The sequence below is a fragment of the Streptomyces sp. NPDC057486 genome (assembly GCF_042802415.1).
Lineage (GTDB): Bacteria > Actinomycetota > Actinomycetes > Streptomycetales > Streptomycetaceae > Streptomyces > Streptomyces yanii.
Genome location: NZ_JBHVEE010000117.1, coordinates 1 through 16524 on the forward strand (window position 1 = coordinate 1; position 16524 = coordinate 16524).

Consider the following 16524-nt stretch of genomic DNA (forward strand, 5'->3'; position numbering starts at 1 on the left):
GGCTTGTTTCCAAGCCCGTCCGGCGATCGAGGACAGGGGCTCTCAGCCCTGCCAGGAGTGCGGGGCCCGGAAGCCCGGGGTGCGCTCCAGACGGCGCCAGCCCGCGGAGGTACGGCCCCTGTGGGCCGGGGCGGCGGACGTGGCCGCGGCGCGGGCGAGCAGGACCGCGGTTATGGCGGCCAGCTCCTCGGGGTCGGCAAGACCCTTCTCGACGCGCAGCACGGACTCGGCAGGAACAGCGCTCATGGTGGTGTCTCCGTCTTTCGGCAGTATGTGGCGGACTGTGCGGGATGGTGCGGCAGCCGCGGTTACTGCGGGGGGTTCCCGTGCTTGCGGGACGGCAGATCGGCGTGCTTGGACCGGAGCATCGCGAGCGAGGCGATCAGTACCTCGCGGGTCTCGGCAGGGTCGATGACGTCGTCGACCAGGCCGCGCTCGGCGGCGTAGTACGGATGCATCAGTTCGGACTTGTATTCCTTGACCATGCGGATCCGCATGGCCTCCGGGTCCTCGGCGTCGGCGATCTGCCGACGGAAGATGACGTTGGCGGCACCTTCGGCGCCCATCACGGCGATCTCGTTGGTGGGCCAGGCGTAGGTCAGGTCCGCCCCGATGGACTGGCTGTCCATCACGATGTACGCACCGCCGTAGGCCTTGCGCAGGATCAACGAGATCCTCGGCACCGTGGCGTTGCAGTACGCGTAGAGCAGCTTCGCACCGTGCCGAATGATTCCACCGTGCTCCTGATCGACGCCGGGCAGGAAGCCGGGTACGTCCAAAAGAGTGATGATGGGAATGTTGAATGCATCACACATCTGAACGAAGCGGGCCGCCTTCTCCGACGCCTCGATGTCCAGGACACCCGCGAGGGACTGCGGCTGGTTGGCCACGATGCCGACGACCTGGCCGTCGAGCCGGGCCAGGGCGCAGATGATGTTGCGGGCCCAGCGCTCGTGGATCTCCAGGTAGTCGCCGTCGTCGACGAGCTCCTCGATGACCTTGTGCATGTCGTACGGGCGGTTGCCGTCGGCCGGCACGAGGTCGAGCAGGACGTCGCCGCGCCGGTCGGCCGGGTCGTCGCTCGCCACGGTGGGCGGGTTCTCCCGGTTGTTGGACGGGAGCATCGACAGCAGGTACCGCACCTCGGCGATACAGGTCTCCTCGTCGTCGTACGCGAAGTGCGCGACGCCCGAGGTCTCGGCGTGCACATCGGCGCCGCCCAGACCGTTCTGCGAGATCTCCTCACCGGTGACCGCCTTCACGACGTCCGGTCCGGTGATGAACATCTGGGAGGTCTCGCGGACCATGAAGACGAAGTCGGTGAGGGCGGGGCTGTAGGCCGCGCCGCCCGCGCACGGGCCGAGCATCACGGAGATCTGCGGGATGACGCCGGAGGCGCGCGTGTTGCGCTGGAAGATGCCGCCGTAGCCGGCGAGCGCGCTGACGCCCTCCTGGATACGGGCGCCGGCGCCGTCGTTCAGCGAGACCAGCGGGGCGCCCGCCGAGATCGCCATGTCCATGATCTTGTGGATCTTGGTGGCGTGGGCCTCGCCCAGTGCGCCGCCGAAGATCCGGAAATCGTGTGCGTAGACGAAGACCGTGCGGCCCTCGACCGTGCCCCAGCCGGTGATGACACCGTCGGTGTACGGCTTCTTCTCCTCCAGGCCGAACCCGGTCGCCCGGTGGCGGCGCAGCTGCTCGACCTCCTTGAACGAATCCGGGTCCAGGAGCAGCTCGATGCGCTCACGCGCCGTCAGCTTGCCCTTGGCGTGCTGGGCCTCGGTCGCCCGGTCGCTCGGTCCGCGCCGGGCCTGCTCGCGCAGCGCCAGCAGTTCGGCCACCCGGCCACGGGTGTCACTCGGCTCGCCCGGGGTTTCGTCCACAACGGTCATGTATCGACCCTACGAACCCGACCAAGAAAATCCTGCCGTCGACTCCGTACAGTCTCCTGACCCGTTTCCTGGTGGAGCCGAACAGAACCCCTGCCCCATGCAGGCAAACCACCAGGGGAATGCGGTCCCGCTTTGTAGGAGCTCCACAAAGCGGGACTGTGGTGTACGGCACAATCCCGTCACCCCGGGCGTGTGGGCCGTTTGTGCGTACCGCACGCAGGAGAGGCGGTCCGGACCCGTCGGCCCAGGGCCTTCCGGGCCATTCCTCCTTCGGATCGGGCTGGATCAGGGAGCCCGGCGGGATCCGGAGGAAAAGCCCTGGTGCTGCGACCGGAAAGGTTTGCCGGGAAGCTCGCGGCGTCCGGTGCGGTGCATCGCAAGGCGGAGGATCGCCCTCGTACCGGACGTACTCGGGCGATGCGACAACGCAGCGAGGTGCCGTGCCGGGCGTCGCGAGCCGGTGAACCTTTCCGGTCGCAGCACTAGCGGACCTCACAGCGCAGGCTAGCGCCTGCCCTACCCGGTGTGACCCGCAGGACCAGGCGGCGGCCGGTGGCGCGCACCTCGATCCCCGGGTCGGCCGAGACGACCTCGCGCACCGGACGCTCCCACACCACGTCCACCGGCGTCCCACTCCGGTCGGGTCCGCTCACGCACACCGTCGTCGAGTGACGCCGCTCCCGTACGAGCACGCTCGCCGGGGCCGTGACGGAGAGCGGGCCCGCCGCGCCCGGCTGCCAGAAGTTGGCGGCGGTCAGCCCCAGCGAACGGACGGCGACACCCTGCCGGTCCGCGGTGTTGGCCAGGACGGTCAGCCACTGCCGGTCCGCCGCGCGGGCGGCGAGCGTGCGGCGGGAGGCGCCCGGCATCAGCAGATAGAGGTACGTGGCGTCGGTGGGGTCGGTGCCGTGGTCGAGCCAGAGGGTCTGCCAGTGGCGGGTCCGCTGCTCGGTGGAACTCGTGGTGTTGATGTCGGACCAGGCTCCGGTCCTGGCCTCCCGCAGCGTCCGCAGGGCGGCGCCGCCGGGCAGCACCCATCCGCCGTGGCCGTCGAGGTGCGCCCAGCGCGGACGGTCCCCGCCGTCGAGGGTGAACGCGGCGGAGGGTTCCGGACCGAGGTTGCGGTTGTCGACGATCGTCTCGACCGGGACCCCGTCGGCGGCGCTGATACCGGCGCCGAGACAGATGATCGTATCGGCGGCGCAGAACCAGGACTTGCGGGCCTGCAGGGTGGATCCCAGGCCCTTGACGTGCTGTCCGACGGCGGCGAACTCACCGTCGTGCGTGCCGCCGACCCACTGGACGGCGGGCCGTGGTTCGCCCCATTCGCCGCCCGCGCGGTCGGCGAGGCGCTTGGTCGAGACGGTGGTGCCGGGCAGGCGGTACCAGTCGACGGTCGGCCAGAACCAGTCGGTGTACTGGTCGCCTCCCGAACGCCCCTGCCACCAGTAGAGCATCCCGGCCCCGGTGTGCCAGCCGCGCGGGTTCTCCCCGTTGCCGCATTCGTACGAGCTGATCCGCTCCGATGCCATGGAGAGGTTGGCGACCCAGCCGGGGCGACGGTGCACGGCCCGGTCCATGGCGGTGAAGAGCGTGTGCCCGACGGGTTCGGGGGCGGCGGGGACGGTGTCGGCGGCGACGGCTGCCAGCCGGGACAGATCGGCGACGCCGAACTGCGGCGCGGTGAGGATCGGGGTGACGGTGTCCCGTTCGATCCACCCCTTCACCATGGCGTTCCACCGGTCGCGCTCGGCGGCCGAGGCGCCACCGGCGAGGAGCGCGATGGCGGCGATCAGCCCCTGCCCGTGGAAATGGTCGCTCCGCATGACCTTGCGCTCGTCGCTCTTGAGCAGCCCCCGGCTGATGGCCCGGCCGTTGACGCTGTCCATCATCAGACCGTCGTGGATGAGCGGCGCGTAGGCGTGCTCGACACTGTCGAGGATGATCTGCCGGTTGGGGTCGGTGACGGCCCAGCTGGACCCGGCGAGCAGCGCGAAGAGCCGGCCGAGGCCGTCGAGCATGACCTGCCCGTACGTTCCCGAGTAGGCGACCCAGGTGTGCTGGACGAACGACCCGTCGGCGTAGAGGCCGTCCCCCTTCGTCACGTACGGGAAGACGGGCGAGAGGGCGTCGCGGGCCAGGGCGGTCTTCACGGGGTCGCGGCCGAGGATGCCGCGCAGGGCGACGGAACGGCAGAGGTCGACGCGGTTGGCGCCGGTGGACGTGCCGCTGTAGTCCCCGAGCATGGCGTCGGGGATGAAGTGGTCCACCGCGGCGCAGGCGGCCTGCCGCTGTTCCTCGGTGAGGTGGTCGTGGAGGACGGCGACGATGTCCATGAGGAGGCGCGGGCTGCCGATCTGCCATTCCCACCAGTTGCCGTACCGGGTGGTGGCGGGGTTGTAGATCGTCGCGGCGAGGTGGTCGAGGCCTCGGACGATGTCGGCGAGGAGCGCGGTGTCACCGGTGTGGCCGGTGCCCTGCTGGGCGTAGGCCTGGGTCATCGTCCACAGGCGGCTGTAGCTCGCGGTGATGCCGGTCGGCGGGTCGAAGGGGCGGTCGGCCCAGAGGGAGGCCGCGGCGGGGGCCATGGTGGCGCGGAACCCCGCGGCGAGTCCACCGGTCTCGGCGAGCCGAGAGGCGTAGGGCTCGGCGGCGGCGTCGTATCCGGTGCCGAGGGCGAGGTCGACCCAGCGCAGCCGGAGGGTGTCGAACTCGTCGGCGGGTGCGGCAGCGTGGGCCTGTCCGGGGAGGGCCAGGCCGAGTGCGGTGGCGGTACTGGTGGCCAGAAAGACACGGCGGGACCAGGCGGGCAGGAGTGACACAGCAAGACCTCCGGAACCTCAGTGGTGTGGACCGGGCGCCCGCCGGTTTAGCACGCGCCCGTGGGAACGGGAAGGGGGCGGGGCCGAAACCGGCCCCGCCCCCCTCACCGCTCATTGCTCACCGGTCGCCCGGTCAGCTCCCGCAGTGGAACCGCGCGTTGCCCCAGTCCGCGTGGTCGTTTCCGTTGCCGTCGCCGCCGTCCCCGACGACCAGCTCGACGTACTTCGCTCCGGTGACGTCCGCCGTGAGCGACCAGGCGGTGTCGGCCGCCCTCAGCACCGGTGACTTCACCTTCTCCGTGCCGTCGGCCGTGACGCTGAACTGCACGCTGCCCGCGCTCTTCTGGACATCGTCCACGCCGACCTCGGCGGTGAACGAGGTGCACTGGCCGCCCAGGTAGTAGCGGATCTTCGCGGGGGCGTGGCTGCCCAGGCCCTTGGCGTAGACGGTGCCACCGATCGTCAGCGGGGAACCGTCGCCGGCACCCGTCTCACCGTTGGAGATGTCACGCTCGACCGGTCCCCAGCCGTTGCTGGCAGCGGTCCAGTCCAGGTCGCTGGCCCAGCTGTCCGTAGTGGGCGGCGGCGGCAGTGTCCGTACGGACGTCTGCGCGCCGAGGGTCCGCTTCGCGCCGCCGACCGTGTAGGACACCTCGGAACTCAGGTTGTACGTCTGGTACTTGGCGTCCACCGGCGGAGTGACCCGCCAGCCGGCGGTGGCCTTGGCGCCCGCCGCGACCGAGTCGAAGGTGACCGCGCCCACGGGCTCCGCCTTCCAGCCGTCCGGGACGGTGAGGCCCACCGAGACGCCGGTGACCGCCGTCGCCTCGTAGTTGGTGAAGCTCGCCTCGACGAGGCCTGCGACGCCCGGCTCCAGGGTCTCCGCGGCCGGGTCGACGCTGAGCGTTCCGCAGGCGGCCATCTCACCGGCCGGGGCGGCGCCGAGGTCGGTCACGGTGAACCCGTCCAGGACGAAGTCGGCACCGTCGGGTGCGTCGCCACGCTTGCGCAGCCCGGTCCAGGTGTCGCCGCAGCCCGCCGTGACGGTCTCGGAGAAGTGTCCCGTGGTGCGCTGCTGACCGATCGCCGTGGTGCGGGTCTCGACCGAGTCCGGGGTGCCGTCGGCCGCGATCCGGTCGTACCCGTCGACCCACTCGTAGGCGCCGGCGTGGCTGGACTGGTAGTCGTACTCGACCTTGTAGCGGTGGCCGTCGGCCATCGGCACGGTCCAGGGCGCGGTCCGGTAGACGAGCCCGCCGTTCTCCTCGTGTGCCTTGAGAGACTCCTTGCCGCCGATGACGTCGTCGACGAGCTTCCCGTTCCAGCCGGCCTGGGTGTACGGGGCGTGCAGCTGGGAGATGACGGTGCGGGGGTCGGTGGAACCGCCCGCGTCGCCCTTGAGGAAGGGGCCCCAGCCCTGGTCGACGTCCTCGAAGTCCTCGTGGACGACGGTGTTCTCCTTCGTCGCCGGGGCGTTGGCGACGATACGTACGTCATCGGCCCGCACGCTCGCCGTGCTGCCCCCGGCCGCTTCGATACGGAAGGTGGTGCGGCCGCTCGCGGGCGCGGTGAAGTTCACCTTGGCGCGCTGGAAGTACGTGCCGTGCCAGTCGGACGCGGCGACGTAGTCCTTGGCCGTGGAGCGGTCCACGACGACGGACTTCCCGCCGGCCGAGAGTGTCGTGTGCCGGGTCTTTCCGGGCTGGACCTCGATGAGCGCGGACGCGGTGTAGCGCTTGCCGGGCGTGAGGCCGGAGATGCGCTGCGAGAGTGCCGCCGTGCCGGTGCCGGAGAGCTTGGCGCTGTTGCGGCCCCGGCCGTCGGTGTCGCGGGCGACGGTGCCGGTCTTCGACCAGGCGTCGAGCCTGTTGTCGTTGAAGCCGGGGTCGCCGACCGGGGTGCCCTCGCCCCACTTGGTGTCGGCGGCCTTCGGCGCCTCGTCCGGGTAGAGGACGTACGGCTGTCCGGCCTCGGCCGTCAGCGTGATCCTCCCGCCGACGGGCTTGACCGTGCCGGCCTTGACCCGGCCGTTGTCGGTGAGCCTGTAGACGGTGTACTCCCCCGTGGACGGCACGGCCCAGCTGCTCGTACCACCGGACTTGCTGTAGTGGTAGAGCTTCTTCCCGCCGTCCCACGGAAGCAGGTAGTCGGTGCCGCTCAGCACCTTGCGGCCGTGGTCGTAGAAGGTCCGCTTGCCGTCCTCGACGGTGCCCCGGACATCACCGGTGAAGGTGATGTCGTTGCCGTCCCAGCGGATGATCTTCTGGTGCTGGAGGTACTTGGCCGGCAGGTTGCGCTGCCAGATGTTGTCGTAGAAGGCGTTCCAGTCGGTCTCGCCGGTCCAGCCCTCGAATTCGCTGATGGCGGTCTGGCCGAGGACCGGGTTGTTGTTCCAGACGTCCTTCTCGCTGTTCCGGATGAACCGGATGATCTGCGAGTTGAGGCCCTTGTTGGCGGCGCCGCCGTAGTCGAGGTCGTTGGCCCAGTGGGACCAGAGCGTGCCGCGCTCGAACTTGTCGGACCACTCGCTGCCGACGTTCCAGCCCTGCTTCTGCAAGGTCTGGAGGGTCTTGTCGGCGATCCAGCCGTGCGTGTAGTAGACGTCGATGTAGAGGAAGCTCAGGTTGCGGTCGGTTTCGTCGCGCAGTTGCTGGAAGCGCTTGGCCAGGTCGCCGCTGTTGATGTCGCGGCGCTGGTCGATGTAGTAGCTCTGGCCGAGCCAGTTCCAGCCGGGCCTGGTCTTGTCGACGAGCTTCTCGTCGAAGGCGTTGGCCTCCGCGTACGCCTCGGTGGCGTTGACGTGGACGCCGAAGGTGGCGCCCCACTTCTTGCCGTCCTTGAGGAGCTCGTTGAGGTCCTTCAACCCGCCGGCGCGCTTGTTGTAGTTGCCGCCGTAGTCGGGGTGGGCGGAGTCGTGCCCCTCGGAGGCGTACCCCTTGAGGATCGCCCTCTGCCCGAGACCGTCCGTGGACAGCGAGACCCGCTTGACGTCGTCGAGGGTCCGCAGGAAGGGGTGGGTGGCCTGGCTGGCGAAGTTGAACGGAATGTGGGTGATGACCCGGTCCGCGGCGTCGTCGCCGCCGGGAGTGATCACGCCGATGGTGCGGAACGCGACCGCGCCGTCCTGCCAGTCGACGGTCTTGTCGCCGTTGGCGTCGGGCGTGACGACGACCTTGGCCCAGGGGAGGTTTTCCCCGCTCGCCGGCTCCGGTGCTCCGGCGCCGCGGTAGGTCCACTGCCCGGACCAGACACCGACCCGGACGCTGCCGTCGTCGGCCTTGCGTGCCTGGTGCCAGAACCGGGCGCCGTCGCCGCCGGTGGCGCCGGACGGCTTGTCGTACGAGGAGTTGGACTCGACGGCCGCCGCGAGCGAGCCGGTGTTGACGATCGCGTACGAGGCACCGACCGGCGCCTTGTCGGCGGCGGTGTCCGCGGTGACCTTGGCGAAGACGTCGGCGGTCCGCGTGGAGTTCGTGTCGAGCCGGGTGAACGCGGTGGCGGCGCCGGTGTCGGCGGAGCCGACGGAGACCAGGTCGTGGCCGGGGATGTCGATGGTGCCGACCCGGAACGCCTCGGTGTCGCGGACGGCCGTCACCTTGAAGGTGGTGGCGCGCCCGGAGACCGAGAGCGAGGCGTCGATCTCGACGCCGGGCAGATCGGGGAAGGTCAGCGTGTACCGGGCGGCCGTGTCGGTGACCTCGGGCGCGGCCTTGAGCTTCACGGCGTGCGCGGTGCCGTTGAGGGTGACCTCGGTGACCGGTTTCGTGGAGCCGGACAGCTGGTTGCCACTGGCCCGGTCGGTGTACGACAGGACGCGCGGGAAGTCGTCGGCGACAGCGACCGAGAGCTGCTGCGATCCGATGACGGCGGCGTCCGCGGGGACGGCCGTGCCGACTGCGGCGGGTGACAGGGTGGCGGCTGCGGCGGGGAGTGCGGTCCCCACGAGCGCCAGGACGGCGGCTGAGGCGGCGGCTGCAGCGCCCGCCGAAGTGAATCTTCGCGACATGTGCTCTGAGTAGTCCCCGTGTCGGCGCACCGTCAACGACGTACGGCCCCCCGGGGCCCTCCAGTCCAACAACCGCGATGCGTAAGTCCAAGTGGACAGTGTGCAGGTGGAGACGGGTGCAGCGTTCACTTCCTGACCGTCGCACCGACATCTGCGCCGGAGTGATCCGCCAACCACCGCTCCATCACGTCGAGTTGTGAAGAAGTCTCCATTCTGAGAGCGCTCTCAGCTACAAGTCTTGACGCTTGTCGCAGTCGTCGCAAGAGTGGTGCGCACCGCGGACGCCCCCGGCACCACCTGACCGCACGATCGCCCCGTCCGCGGCCCCCCACACCTCAGGAGTCCCCCCGTGATCTCGCGCAGACTGTTCCTGACAGGCGCCGCCGCCACCGCGACCGCGCTCACCTGCCCCACCTGGGGAACCACCCTCGGCCCCCACGCGTCGGCCGCGGCCGCCACCTGCGAACTGGCCCTGGAGAACCGGTCGTTGCCGGGCACGGTTCATGCCTATGTCACCGGGCACGAACAGGGCACCGACCGCTGGATACTGCTGCGGGCCGACGGCAGCGTCCACCGCCCCGACTCCCCCGCCGCACCGCAGACGCCGCTCCCGGTCGATTGCTCCATCCCGCTGAAGGCGGCGGGCGCCGGGCCCGTGGTACTGACGCTTCCTCAGATGTACGGCGCCCGCGTCTATTTCGTACGCGACGACACGCTGGATTTCTTCCTGAACCCCGGTCCCGCACTGGTCGAGCCGGCGTTCGCGACATCCACCGACGCGAACTACGGGCGCACCTGGTCGTTCTGCGAGTTCACCTTCGACCCGCAGCAGCTGTACGCGAACATCAGCTACGTCGACCTGGTCACCGCGCTCCCGATCGGCCTGACACTGGAGGGCGACTCGACGCACACGGTCGCACCGCTGCCGAACGGCGCCGTGCAGCGGATCGCCGACGGCCTGACCGCTCAGGCGGCCACCGACGGGCAGCCGTGGGACGAACTGGTGACACGCGGCGCGGACGGAAGCGCGCTGCGGGTGTTCTCGCCGCAGAACCTGATGGCGCCGTACTTCGACCGGCCTGACCAGATGCCCTTCCGGGACCTGTTCACCGCGCAGGTCGACCAGGTCTGGGAGAAGTACCGGAGTACGGATCTGCGGATCGATCTCCAGGGCGGGCGGGGCGTACGGACCGGCCGGGTCAGCGGCGACACCCTGACCTTCGACGGCGGCCACACGTTCACCAAGCCGGCGTCGAAGGACATCTTCACCTGCAACCACGGACCGTTCACCAACAACCCGGGCGACTCGGACGACAAGAAGGCGCTGCTGGCGCGCCTGGCCGCGGGCTTCAACCGATCCATCATGCTCTCCCGCGCGGACCAGCCGAACGGCACGACGACGGCGGACTACTACCGGGGTGCGGTGACGAACCACTGGTCGCGCGTGGTGCACGCGAACACCCCGATCGGGTACGCGTTCCCGTACGACGATGTCCGTCCCGACGGGCAGCCGGACGTCTCGGGCGCGGCGAACGACGGCAACCCGCGGCGGTTCACGGTGAGCGTGGGGTCCTGAGGCCCCGGCGGAGAACTGCGGGTGCCCCCCGTCCGGTCGCCGGACAGGGGGCACCCTCGCGTACGGGCTCAGCAGCCGCCGCAGTTGTAGTACGTCACGTCCCAGTGGTTGCCCTCGTCCGCGTAGATGTTCCCGGAGGCGGACTTGTACTGGGGGGCACCGTCACCGCGGAGCCCTATGTAGCTGAAGACACCGTGGACGTAGTTGGTGAGACAGGTGGACTTGCCGAAGTCGAGCTTGTAACCGTTCCAGTGCGAGTACGTACCACTGGCGTGCCCGGTCTCGGTGCCGCCGGTGATGTTGAGGGCACAGCCCGTGGCACTCCTGAGGGTCTGGGCGCCCTGCGCGGTGGCCTGGTTCAACTGCTCGAACGAGGTGCAGGTGGGGTTGTTCCGGTCGGAGCAGCCGCCCGAGGACGACCAGGTGATGCCGGACGCGCGGAACATCGACGTCGCCTGTGCGTGCGTGAGCTTGGTGACGGCGTGCGCCTCGGTGGCGCCGCTGCCGAGGGCTCCGACTCCGGGGGCGAAGAGGGCACCGAGGACGAGGACGAGGGCGGTCAGGACGGGGCGCAGCGTCATACGGGACACCATGGGGGGACTCCTCCTGCTCATGACAACTGGGGCAAGGAGATAGTGCCCGAGCTCTACGCGCGTCCGCCAGAGGGCCTCGCGTGACCGCGAGGTGAACGTCGCCCTTCCTGAAAAGAATCGGATGCTTGATGTTGAACTTTGAACAAGATGCGTCTACAGTCAATCTCGTTGAAGGTTAAACATCCACTTCGACCACCGCTCGATCACGTCCCCCGAGGAGGAGCCATGGCTCTGTTCAACCGCAAGTCCACCGCCACCCCGTCCACGCCCGCCACCGTCGCCGTGGACCCGGCCCTGGCTGCCCTGACCGGCGAGTACGCCATCGACCCGGCCCACAGCAGCATCGGCTTCACCGTGCGTCACGCCATGGTCACCAACGTGCGTGGTTCCTTCGGGGAGCACGAGGGCAGCCTGACGCTGGACGGCGCGGACCCGAGGAAGTCGGCCGCCTCCATCGACGTCAAGATCGCCAGCGTCGACACCGGTATCTCCGACCGTGACGGCCACCTGGTCAGCGGCGACTTCTTCGACGCCGAGAAGTTCCCCCTCATGACGTTCCGCTCCACGCAGGCCGAGCAGCTCGGCGGCGACACGTACCGGATCACCGGCGACCTCACCATCAAGGACGTCACGCGTCCGCTCGCCATCGACCTGGAGTTCAACGGCTCCGCCACCGATGTCTACGGCAACGAGCGCGTCGGCTTCGAGGGCAGCGCGGACATCCTCCGCTCCGACTGGGGCCTGACCTGGAACGCGGCGCTGGAGACCGGTGGCGTGATGGTCAGCGACAAGGTCAAGCTGAACTTCGACATCTCCGCGATCAAGGCCGCTCCGCAGGCCTGATCCCGGAAGTCCTCCGACCCGAGCGCGCCCGCCCTCCGTCCCCCCGCCGGGGAGGAAGGCGGGCGCTCGGCATTTCCTTCCGTCGCGACTCTGACGCCGTCCGGGCCGGGACCAATAGGATCCGCGGCATGGCCGAACCGTCCCACCTGCGCGAAACCCGGGCGTCGTACGACACCGTTGCCGTCGACTACGCCGAGCTCGTGCGCCCCGCGTTCGAGGGCGATCTGCTGGGGCGCGCGATGCTGGGCGCATTCGCCGAACTCGTGCGGGCCGCCGGTGGCGGCCCGGTCGCCGATGTGGGATGCGGACCCGGCCACGTGACGGCACATCTTCACTCCCTCGGCCTGGAGGCATTCGGCGTGGAGCTGTCGCCGGGAATGGTCGACGTCGCCCGGCGGGACCACCCCGGCCTCCGGTTCGACGTCGGGACGATGACGGCCCTGGAGCTGGCGGACGGCGAACTCGACGGCGTCGTCGCCTGGTACTCGATCATCCACACGCCACCGGAGGTGCTGCCGACGGTGTTCGAGGAGTTCCACCGGGTGCTGGCCCCCGGGGGCCACCTGCTGCTCGGCTTCCATGTCGGCGACGAACGACGGCGCAAGGAGGAGGGGTACGGCGGCCACGCCATGACCCTCGACGTCTACCTGTTGCCGCCCGACCGCATCGCCGAGTTGGCGATCCGCGCCGGGCTCGTGGTGCACGCCACACTGGTGGAAAGCGGGCGGGCTCCCGGGGCCTGCCTCCTGGTGCGCAAGCCGAGGAATTCGTAACCGCCGAACGGCAGCGGCATCGGATTACCGTCCGCCGTCCCGCTCGCAAGGGGACACGGGGAACAACACAGGATTCGCCCGGAAGATGACCCCATTGGGCTCTCTGGAGTCGCTGGCTGCCCGCACTCGGTGTGATCTGACATAGCGCACCGCAACGAGAGGCGGGCGCCGGACGGGCAGGCCCCGGGCTGAAGAGCCGGGCGGCCCTTGCCGATCGACACCGAGAAGTGGAGAAGTCAATGCAGCACAACGAGGGTCAGCGCGTGGAGTACCGGGACGAGAACAACAAGAAGTGCCAGGGCGAGATCACCAAGGTCAGCGGCACCGGCCCGGCGACGACGTACACCATCAAGAATGACAAGACGCACCGTGACGACAGGGTCCGGGAGATGCAGATCGACCAGAACCTGTAGCAACGGCTCCCCCGCTGATGCGCTGCCCGAGCCCCGAAGGCCGGGCTCGGGCAGGACGCTGACTCCAGCGAATGCAAGGGCGCCCGCGACCGCGGCGAAGCGGCTGTGCGGGCGCCCTCTGCTGCGCGGTGGCCGACGGAGCCGGCCGGTGCGCGGCAGTGACTCTCAGAAGCCGCCGCCACCGAAATCGCCGCCACCGCCGAAATCGCCACCCCCACCGAACCCTCCGCCGTCTCCCCCGCCGCCGAAATCGGACGCGTCGAAGTCGGAGCCGGAGTAGTCGCCACCGGCGAAGTCGCCGCCGCCGTAGTCCGCCGCGTAGGCCGGGGACGAGAGCATCGAACCGAGCAGGGTGCCGACCAGCAGGCCGGGAAGGATGCCGCCGCCGAAGTAGCCGCCCGCCCAGGGACCGTATGCCGGACCCGCCTCCCAGTACGGGCGACGGCCGCCGTCGCCGGTGTCCACCGTGCGGCTCAGCGGGTCCTCGCCGTCGCGCAGCCGGATCTCGTCCGCGCCGCAGACCGGGACCTCACGGGGCGTGCCGCCGGACGGGGTCCACATCGCGTCGGCCACCGAAGGGCCGTGGCGCGGGTCGAAGAAGCACGGGGGGCGGCGGTCCGGGAGAGGGCGGCCGGTGCGGCGGGCCTCCAGGACGGCCAGGGAGAAGCGGCCGTCCTCCAGAGCCCGGGTGACCCCGCGCACGTCGGAGGGGTGCCGGGCCTTGTCCATGGCCGACTTGGCGCTCTCGTACGAGTCGAGTGCCCGCTCGTAGTCCGCGCGCATCGCGTCGTCTGCGCCCGCCTCCGCCGGGTGGAAGTCGAGGCGGTCGAGGGTCTCGCCGTATGCGGTGATGTCCTCGTCCACGACGACCCGGAGCTTGTCGAGCGCCGCCCGTTCCTCCTCCGCCTCGCGGCGGCGGTTGCGGCGGACGATCGTGTACGCGGCCCCGCCGCCGATCACGGCGATCGCGCCGACGGCGATCAGTGCCGTCACGCCGGAGCCCGTCCCGGTCGAACCGCCGCTCCAGGAGGCGGGGGCGTGGCCGCGCGCCTGGGCGACGGCCTGGTCGACGAAGACGGTGAGCTGGGTCGCGGCGTCGGCATTCGTGCCGGGGGCCTGCAGCGCCGCGGAGAGATTCTGACGGGCCGCGACGGACATGACCGACCGGTCCGCGCCCAGCTTGAACGTGTCGCCGAGGCGGATTCCGTAGACGCCGGTGATCCCTGTGTCGTTGCGCAGCGTCCGCAACACCGTGGCCTCGGGAAACGTGGAGGTCCGCGGCAGCACCGCCACGAAGACCGGCTTGTCGGCGTCCTTGATCTTCTTGGCCAGGGCGTCGGCCCGGCCCGCGGACAGCTGGTCCGCCGCTGCCGGATCGACGTACACCGGTCCCTGACGGAGAGCCTGGGCCACGTCGTTGATCGTCGTGGCGTTCTGCGCGGTCAGAGCCATGGCCGGCGCGGCTGCCGACAGAATCAGCAGCAGGCCGGCCAGCAGGGTGAGGAACAGCCTGTTCCGCATATATCGAAGCTAACCCAGGTGGGCGACAATTGCTCCACCCTCCCGGGTGGGCCTGGTTTCCGCTGAACTCCCAAGGGCACATGGGCGCGAGCGTCGGCCGCGGCCCTCGCGAATCCCCCGCCGCAACGATCGTGAGGTCGTCCGCCACCTCGTACGGACCGGGCCCAGGACCGTTCAGCGGGGGAAGAGACTGCCCACCTCGGCCTCGAAGAGCAACTCCGGGTCCAGGTCCATTCCGGCGAAGTGGCCGGCCAGCTCCAGGGAGAGCAGGCCATGGAGGCGACTCCAGAAGGCCAGGGCGCGGCGCAGGGTCGCGGGTCGAGCGGTCGGGTGGCCGGCGGCCCAGGCGCGGTGGCCCTCCACATACGCGTCCAGGACGGCTTGCTCGTCTGTCGGGGGTTCCTCCGGGCCGGCAGCGATACAGGCGTCGAGCAGCGACGACATGATCTCCGACGCGATCGCTGTGACCTCCTGCGGTGCCTCGTAACCGGGTACCGGCGTGCCGTAGATGAGGAAGTAGCGGTGCGGGTCCTCCAGGGCCCAGCGGCGCAGTGCCTGTGCCAGGCCGGAGAGGTCGAGGTCGGCGGCACCTCGGAAGGTGTCGGCGAGGCTGCGGTACGCGTCCTTGATGAGTTCGGTGATCAGCTCGTCGCGGCCTGCGAAGTACCGGTACAGGGCCGGTCCGCTCATGCCCATCTGCTTGGCGATCGCGTTCAGGGAGAGCGCTGACGCGCCCACGCCCGCGATCTGCTCCCAGGCCCGCTCCTTGACCTCCGCGCGCACCTGCTGCCGATACCGCTCTCGGGGGGTCGCCGTACTCCCGGCCATGGGCGTCACCTCTCACTTCCTTACTCGTCACCGCATCACCCGGATGGTTAGAAGTTATCACTTACGGCACACCTCATCACGATCGAACGAACCACACGCTTGACACGGACCAGAGAAGAATTCACTCTAGTTACAGGTCCTAACAGAAGTGAGAGCCTAAAACACAATGGAGGTCGTGATGAGCACCGTCGAGCGCGTCGAGGTCGTCCTGCCGGGCAAGGTCGAGCCGGAGGGGCTGGAGATCCGCTACGGGCAGCCGGTACCCACGCCGGCCGCGGGACAGGTCCTGATCGGCATGGAGGCGACCGGGGTGTCCTTCGCCGAGCAGCAGATGCGCCGTGGCCGGTACTACGACCAGCCGCCGTTCCCCTTCGTCCCCGGATACGACCTGGTCGGGAGCGTGCTCGCCGTCGGCGAAGGCGTCGGCCCCGACCTGCTCGGCAAGCAGGTGGCCGCCCTGACCAAGACCGGCAGCTGGGCCAGCCACGTGGTGCTCGACGCCGCCGACGTGGTCGAGGTGCCTGCCGGTCTGGGCGCTGCGGAGGCCGAGACCGCGGTCGTCAACGGCATCACCGCCTGGCAGATGCTGCACCGCAAGGCGCGCGTACGCGCCGGACAGACCGTCCTCGTCCACGGGGCCAACGGCGGAGTCGGATCGATACTCATCCAACTGGCCCTCGGCGCCGGCGTCCGGGTCATCGGCACCGCCTCCGCCCGCCACCACACCGCGCTGCGCGCTCTCGGCGTGTCCCCCGTCGACTACCGGGGCGGCGACGTCCCTGCTCGTGTCCGGGAACTCGCCCCCGAAGGGGTGGACGCCGTGTTCGACCACGTCGGCGGCCGCAGCGTCGTCGACTCCTGGCGGCTGCTGGCCCCCGGCGGCACCCTCGTCTCCTACGGCAGCGCCGCCACCCGTGACGACGAGGGCTCGGGGCAGTGGCCCGTACTCAAGCTCCTGGGCCAGGTGTGGCTGTGGAACTGGCTGCCCAACGGCCGCCGCGCATATTTCTTCAACGTCTGGGCCGGCCGCGCCTTCTCCAAGAACCGTTTCCGGTCCCGGCTGCGCACCGACCTCACCCAGGTGTTCACGGCGCTGCAGCGCGGCGAGATCACCGCCCGGGTCGCCGCCGAACTCCCCCTCGCCCGCGCCGGCGAAGCGCTGCGCCTGGCCGAGTCGGGCACGGTCGCCGGCAAGGTCGTCCTCGTCCCGTAGCCCTTGTCCGCCACCACCCGACCGCCCCGTCACCGCGCACAAGG

12 protein-coding genes are annotated in these 16524 nt (G+C 70.0%); 5 read left to right on the top strand and 7 right to left on the bottom strand.

What is annotated here, in order from left to right; all coding sequences use genetic code 11:
* Positions 1-42: 42 nt before the first annotated feature.
* The 4 genes from ACFU6I_RS36670 to ACFU6I_RS36685 form a co-directional block, all read right to left on the bottom strand.
* On the bottom strand, positions 43-246 hold the full coding sequence (locus ACFU6I_RS36670; RefSeq protein WP_266981129.1) for an acyl-CoA carboxylase subunit epsilon: 204 nt from the start codon (positions 244-246) through the stop codon (positions 43-45).
* 62 nt (positions 247-308) lie between these two features.
* On the bottom strand, positions 309-1892 hold the full coding sequence (locus ACFU6I_RS36675; protein WP_384039734.1) for an acyl-CoA carboxylase subunit beta: 1584 nt from the start codon (positions 1890-1892) through the stop codon (positions 309-311).
* Between the two features lie 482 nt (positions 1893-2374).
* A complete protein-coding gene (locus ACFU6I_RS36680) occupies positions 2375-4714 on the bottom strand; it encodes a polysaccharide lyase 8 family protein (protein ID WP_384375100.1) in 2340 nt (779 codons plus the stop codon).
* Positions 4715-4847: 133 nt separating this feature from the next.
* Positions 4848-8720: an endo-alpha-N-acetylgalactosaminidase family protein gene (locus tag ACFU6I_RS36685; RefSeq protein WP_384375103.1), complete on the bottom strand. Its 3873-nt coding sequence runs from the start codon at positions 8718-8720 to the stop codon at positions 4848-4850.
* A gap of 349 nt (positions 8721-9069) precedes the next feature.
* On the opposite strand from ACFU6I_RS36685, the gene ACFU6I_RS36690 reads away from it, so the two are divergent.
* The gene (locus ACFU6I_RS36690; protein ID WP_384375106.1) at positions 9070-10296 is read left to right on the top strand and encodes a glycoside hydrolase family 64 protein; all 1227 of its coding nucleotides are present in this window, start codon (positions 9070-9072) and stop codon (positions 10294-10296) included.
* A gap of 68 nt (positions 10297-10364) precedes the next feature.
* Here the strand turns inward: ACFU6I_RS36690 and ACFU6I_RS36695 are convergent, their stop codons facing one another.
* A complete protein-coding gene (locus ACFU6I_RS36695) occupies positions 10365-10889 on the bottom strand; it encodes a hypothetical protein (protein ID WP_384375109.1) in 525 nt (174 codons plus the stop codon).
* A gap of 225 nt (positions 10890-11114) precedes the next feature.
* Between ACFU6I_RS36695 and ACFU6I_RS36700 the strand changes: the two genes are divergently transcribed.
* The 3 genes from ACFU6I_RS36700 (at position 11115) to ACFU6I_RS36710 (ending at position 12918) form a co-directional block, all read left to right on the top strand.
* Positions 11115-11732 (top strand): YceI family protein, encoded by a 618-nt coding sequence (locus ACFU6I_RS36700; RefSeq protein WP_384375112.1) that lies wholly within the window; start codon positions 11115-11117, stop codon positions 11730-11732.
* 128 nt (positions 11733-11860) lie between these two features.
* Positions 11861-12505, top strand: coding sequence for a class I SAM-dependent methyltransferase (locus ACFU6I_RS36705; protein ID WP_384375115.1), 645 nt, complete (start codon positions 11861-11863; stop codon positions 12503-12505).
* A gap of 239 nt (positions 12506-12744) precedes the next feature.
* A complete protein-coding gene (locus ACFU6I_RS36710) occupies positions 12745-12918 on the top strand; it encodes a hypothetical protein (RefSeq protein ID WP_376339856.1) in 174 nt (57 codons plus the stop codon).
* A 165-nt stretch (positions 12919-13083) separates the two neighbouring features.
* Here ACFU6I_RS36710 and ACFU6I_RS36715 read toward each other — a convergent pair whose 3' ends face one another.
* Together ACFU6I_RS36715 and ACFU6I_RS36720 are read right to left on the bottom strand one after the other, a co-directional pair.
* A complete protein-coding gene (locus tag ACFU6I_RS36715) occupies positions 13084-14439 on the bottom strand; it encodes a hypothetical protein (RefSeq protein WP_384375118.1) in 1356 nt (451 codons plus the stop codon).
* Positions 14440-14613: 174 nt separating this feature from the next.
* Positions 14614-15267, bottom strand: coding sequence for a TetR/AcrR family transcriptional regulator (locus ACFU6I_RS36720; protein ID WP_384375121.1), 654 nt, complete (start codon positions 15265-15267; stop codon positions 14614-14616).
* A 178-nt stretch (positions 15268-15445) separates the two neighbouring features.
* On the opposite strand from ACFU6I_RS36720, the gene ACFU6I_RS36725 reads away from it, so the two are divergent.
* Positions 15446-16480 (top strand): medium chain dehydrogenase/reductase family protein, encoded by a 1035-nt coding sequence (locus tag ACFU6I_RS36725; RefSeq protein WP_384375124.1) that lies wholly within the window; start codon positions 15446-15448, stop codon positions 16478-16480.
* Positions 16481-16524 lie beyond the last annotated feature (44 nt).

Bases quoted from the DNA above. Each gene is read 5' to 3' on its own strand.
- ACFU6I_RS36695 (WP_384375109.1), bottom strand. From the start codon at position 10,889: ATGGTGTCCCGTATGACGCTGCGCCCCGTCCTGACCGCCCTCGTCCTC.
- ACFU6I_RS36715 (WP_384375118.1), bottom strand. From the start codon at position 14,439: ATGCGGAACAGGCTGTTCCTCACCCTGCTGGCCGGCCTGCTGCTGATT.
- ACFU6I_RS36720 (WP_384375121.1), bottom strand. From the start codon at position 15,267: ATGGCCGGGAGTACGGCGACCCCCCGAGAGCGGTATCGGCAGCAGGTG.
- ACFU6I_RS36700 (WP_384375112.1), top strand. From the start codon at position 11,115: ATGGCTCTGTTCAACCGCAAGTCCACCGCCACCCCGTCCACGCCCGCC.
- ACFU6I_RS36725 (WP_384375124.1), top strand. From the start codon at position 15,446: ATGAGCACCGTCGAGCGCGTCGAGGTCGTCCTGCCGGGCAAGGTCGAG.
- ACFU6I_RS36670 (WP_266981129.1), bottom strand. From the start codon at position 246: ATGAGCGCTGTTCCTGCCGAGTCCGTGCTGCGCGTCGAGAAGGGTCTT.
- ACFU6I_RS36685 (WP_384375103.1), bottom strand. From the start codon at position 8,720: ATGTCGCGAAGATTCACTTCGGCGGGCGCTGCAGCCGCCGCCTCAGCC.
- ACFU6I_RS36705 (WP_384375115.1), top strand. From the start codon at position 11,861: ATGGCCGAACCGTCCCACCTGCGCGAAACCCGGGCGTCGTACGACACC.
- ACFU6I_RS36710 (WP_376339856.1), top strand. From the start codon at position 12,745: ATGCAGCACAACGAGGGTCAGCGCGTGGAGTACCGGGACGAGAACAAC.
- ACFU6I_RS36675 (WP_384039734.1), bottom strand. From the start codon at position 1,892: ATGACCGTTGTGGACGAAACCCCGGGCGAGCCGAGTGACACCCGTGGC.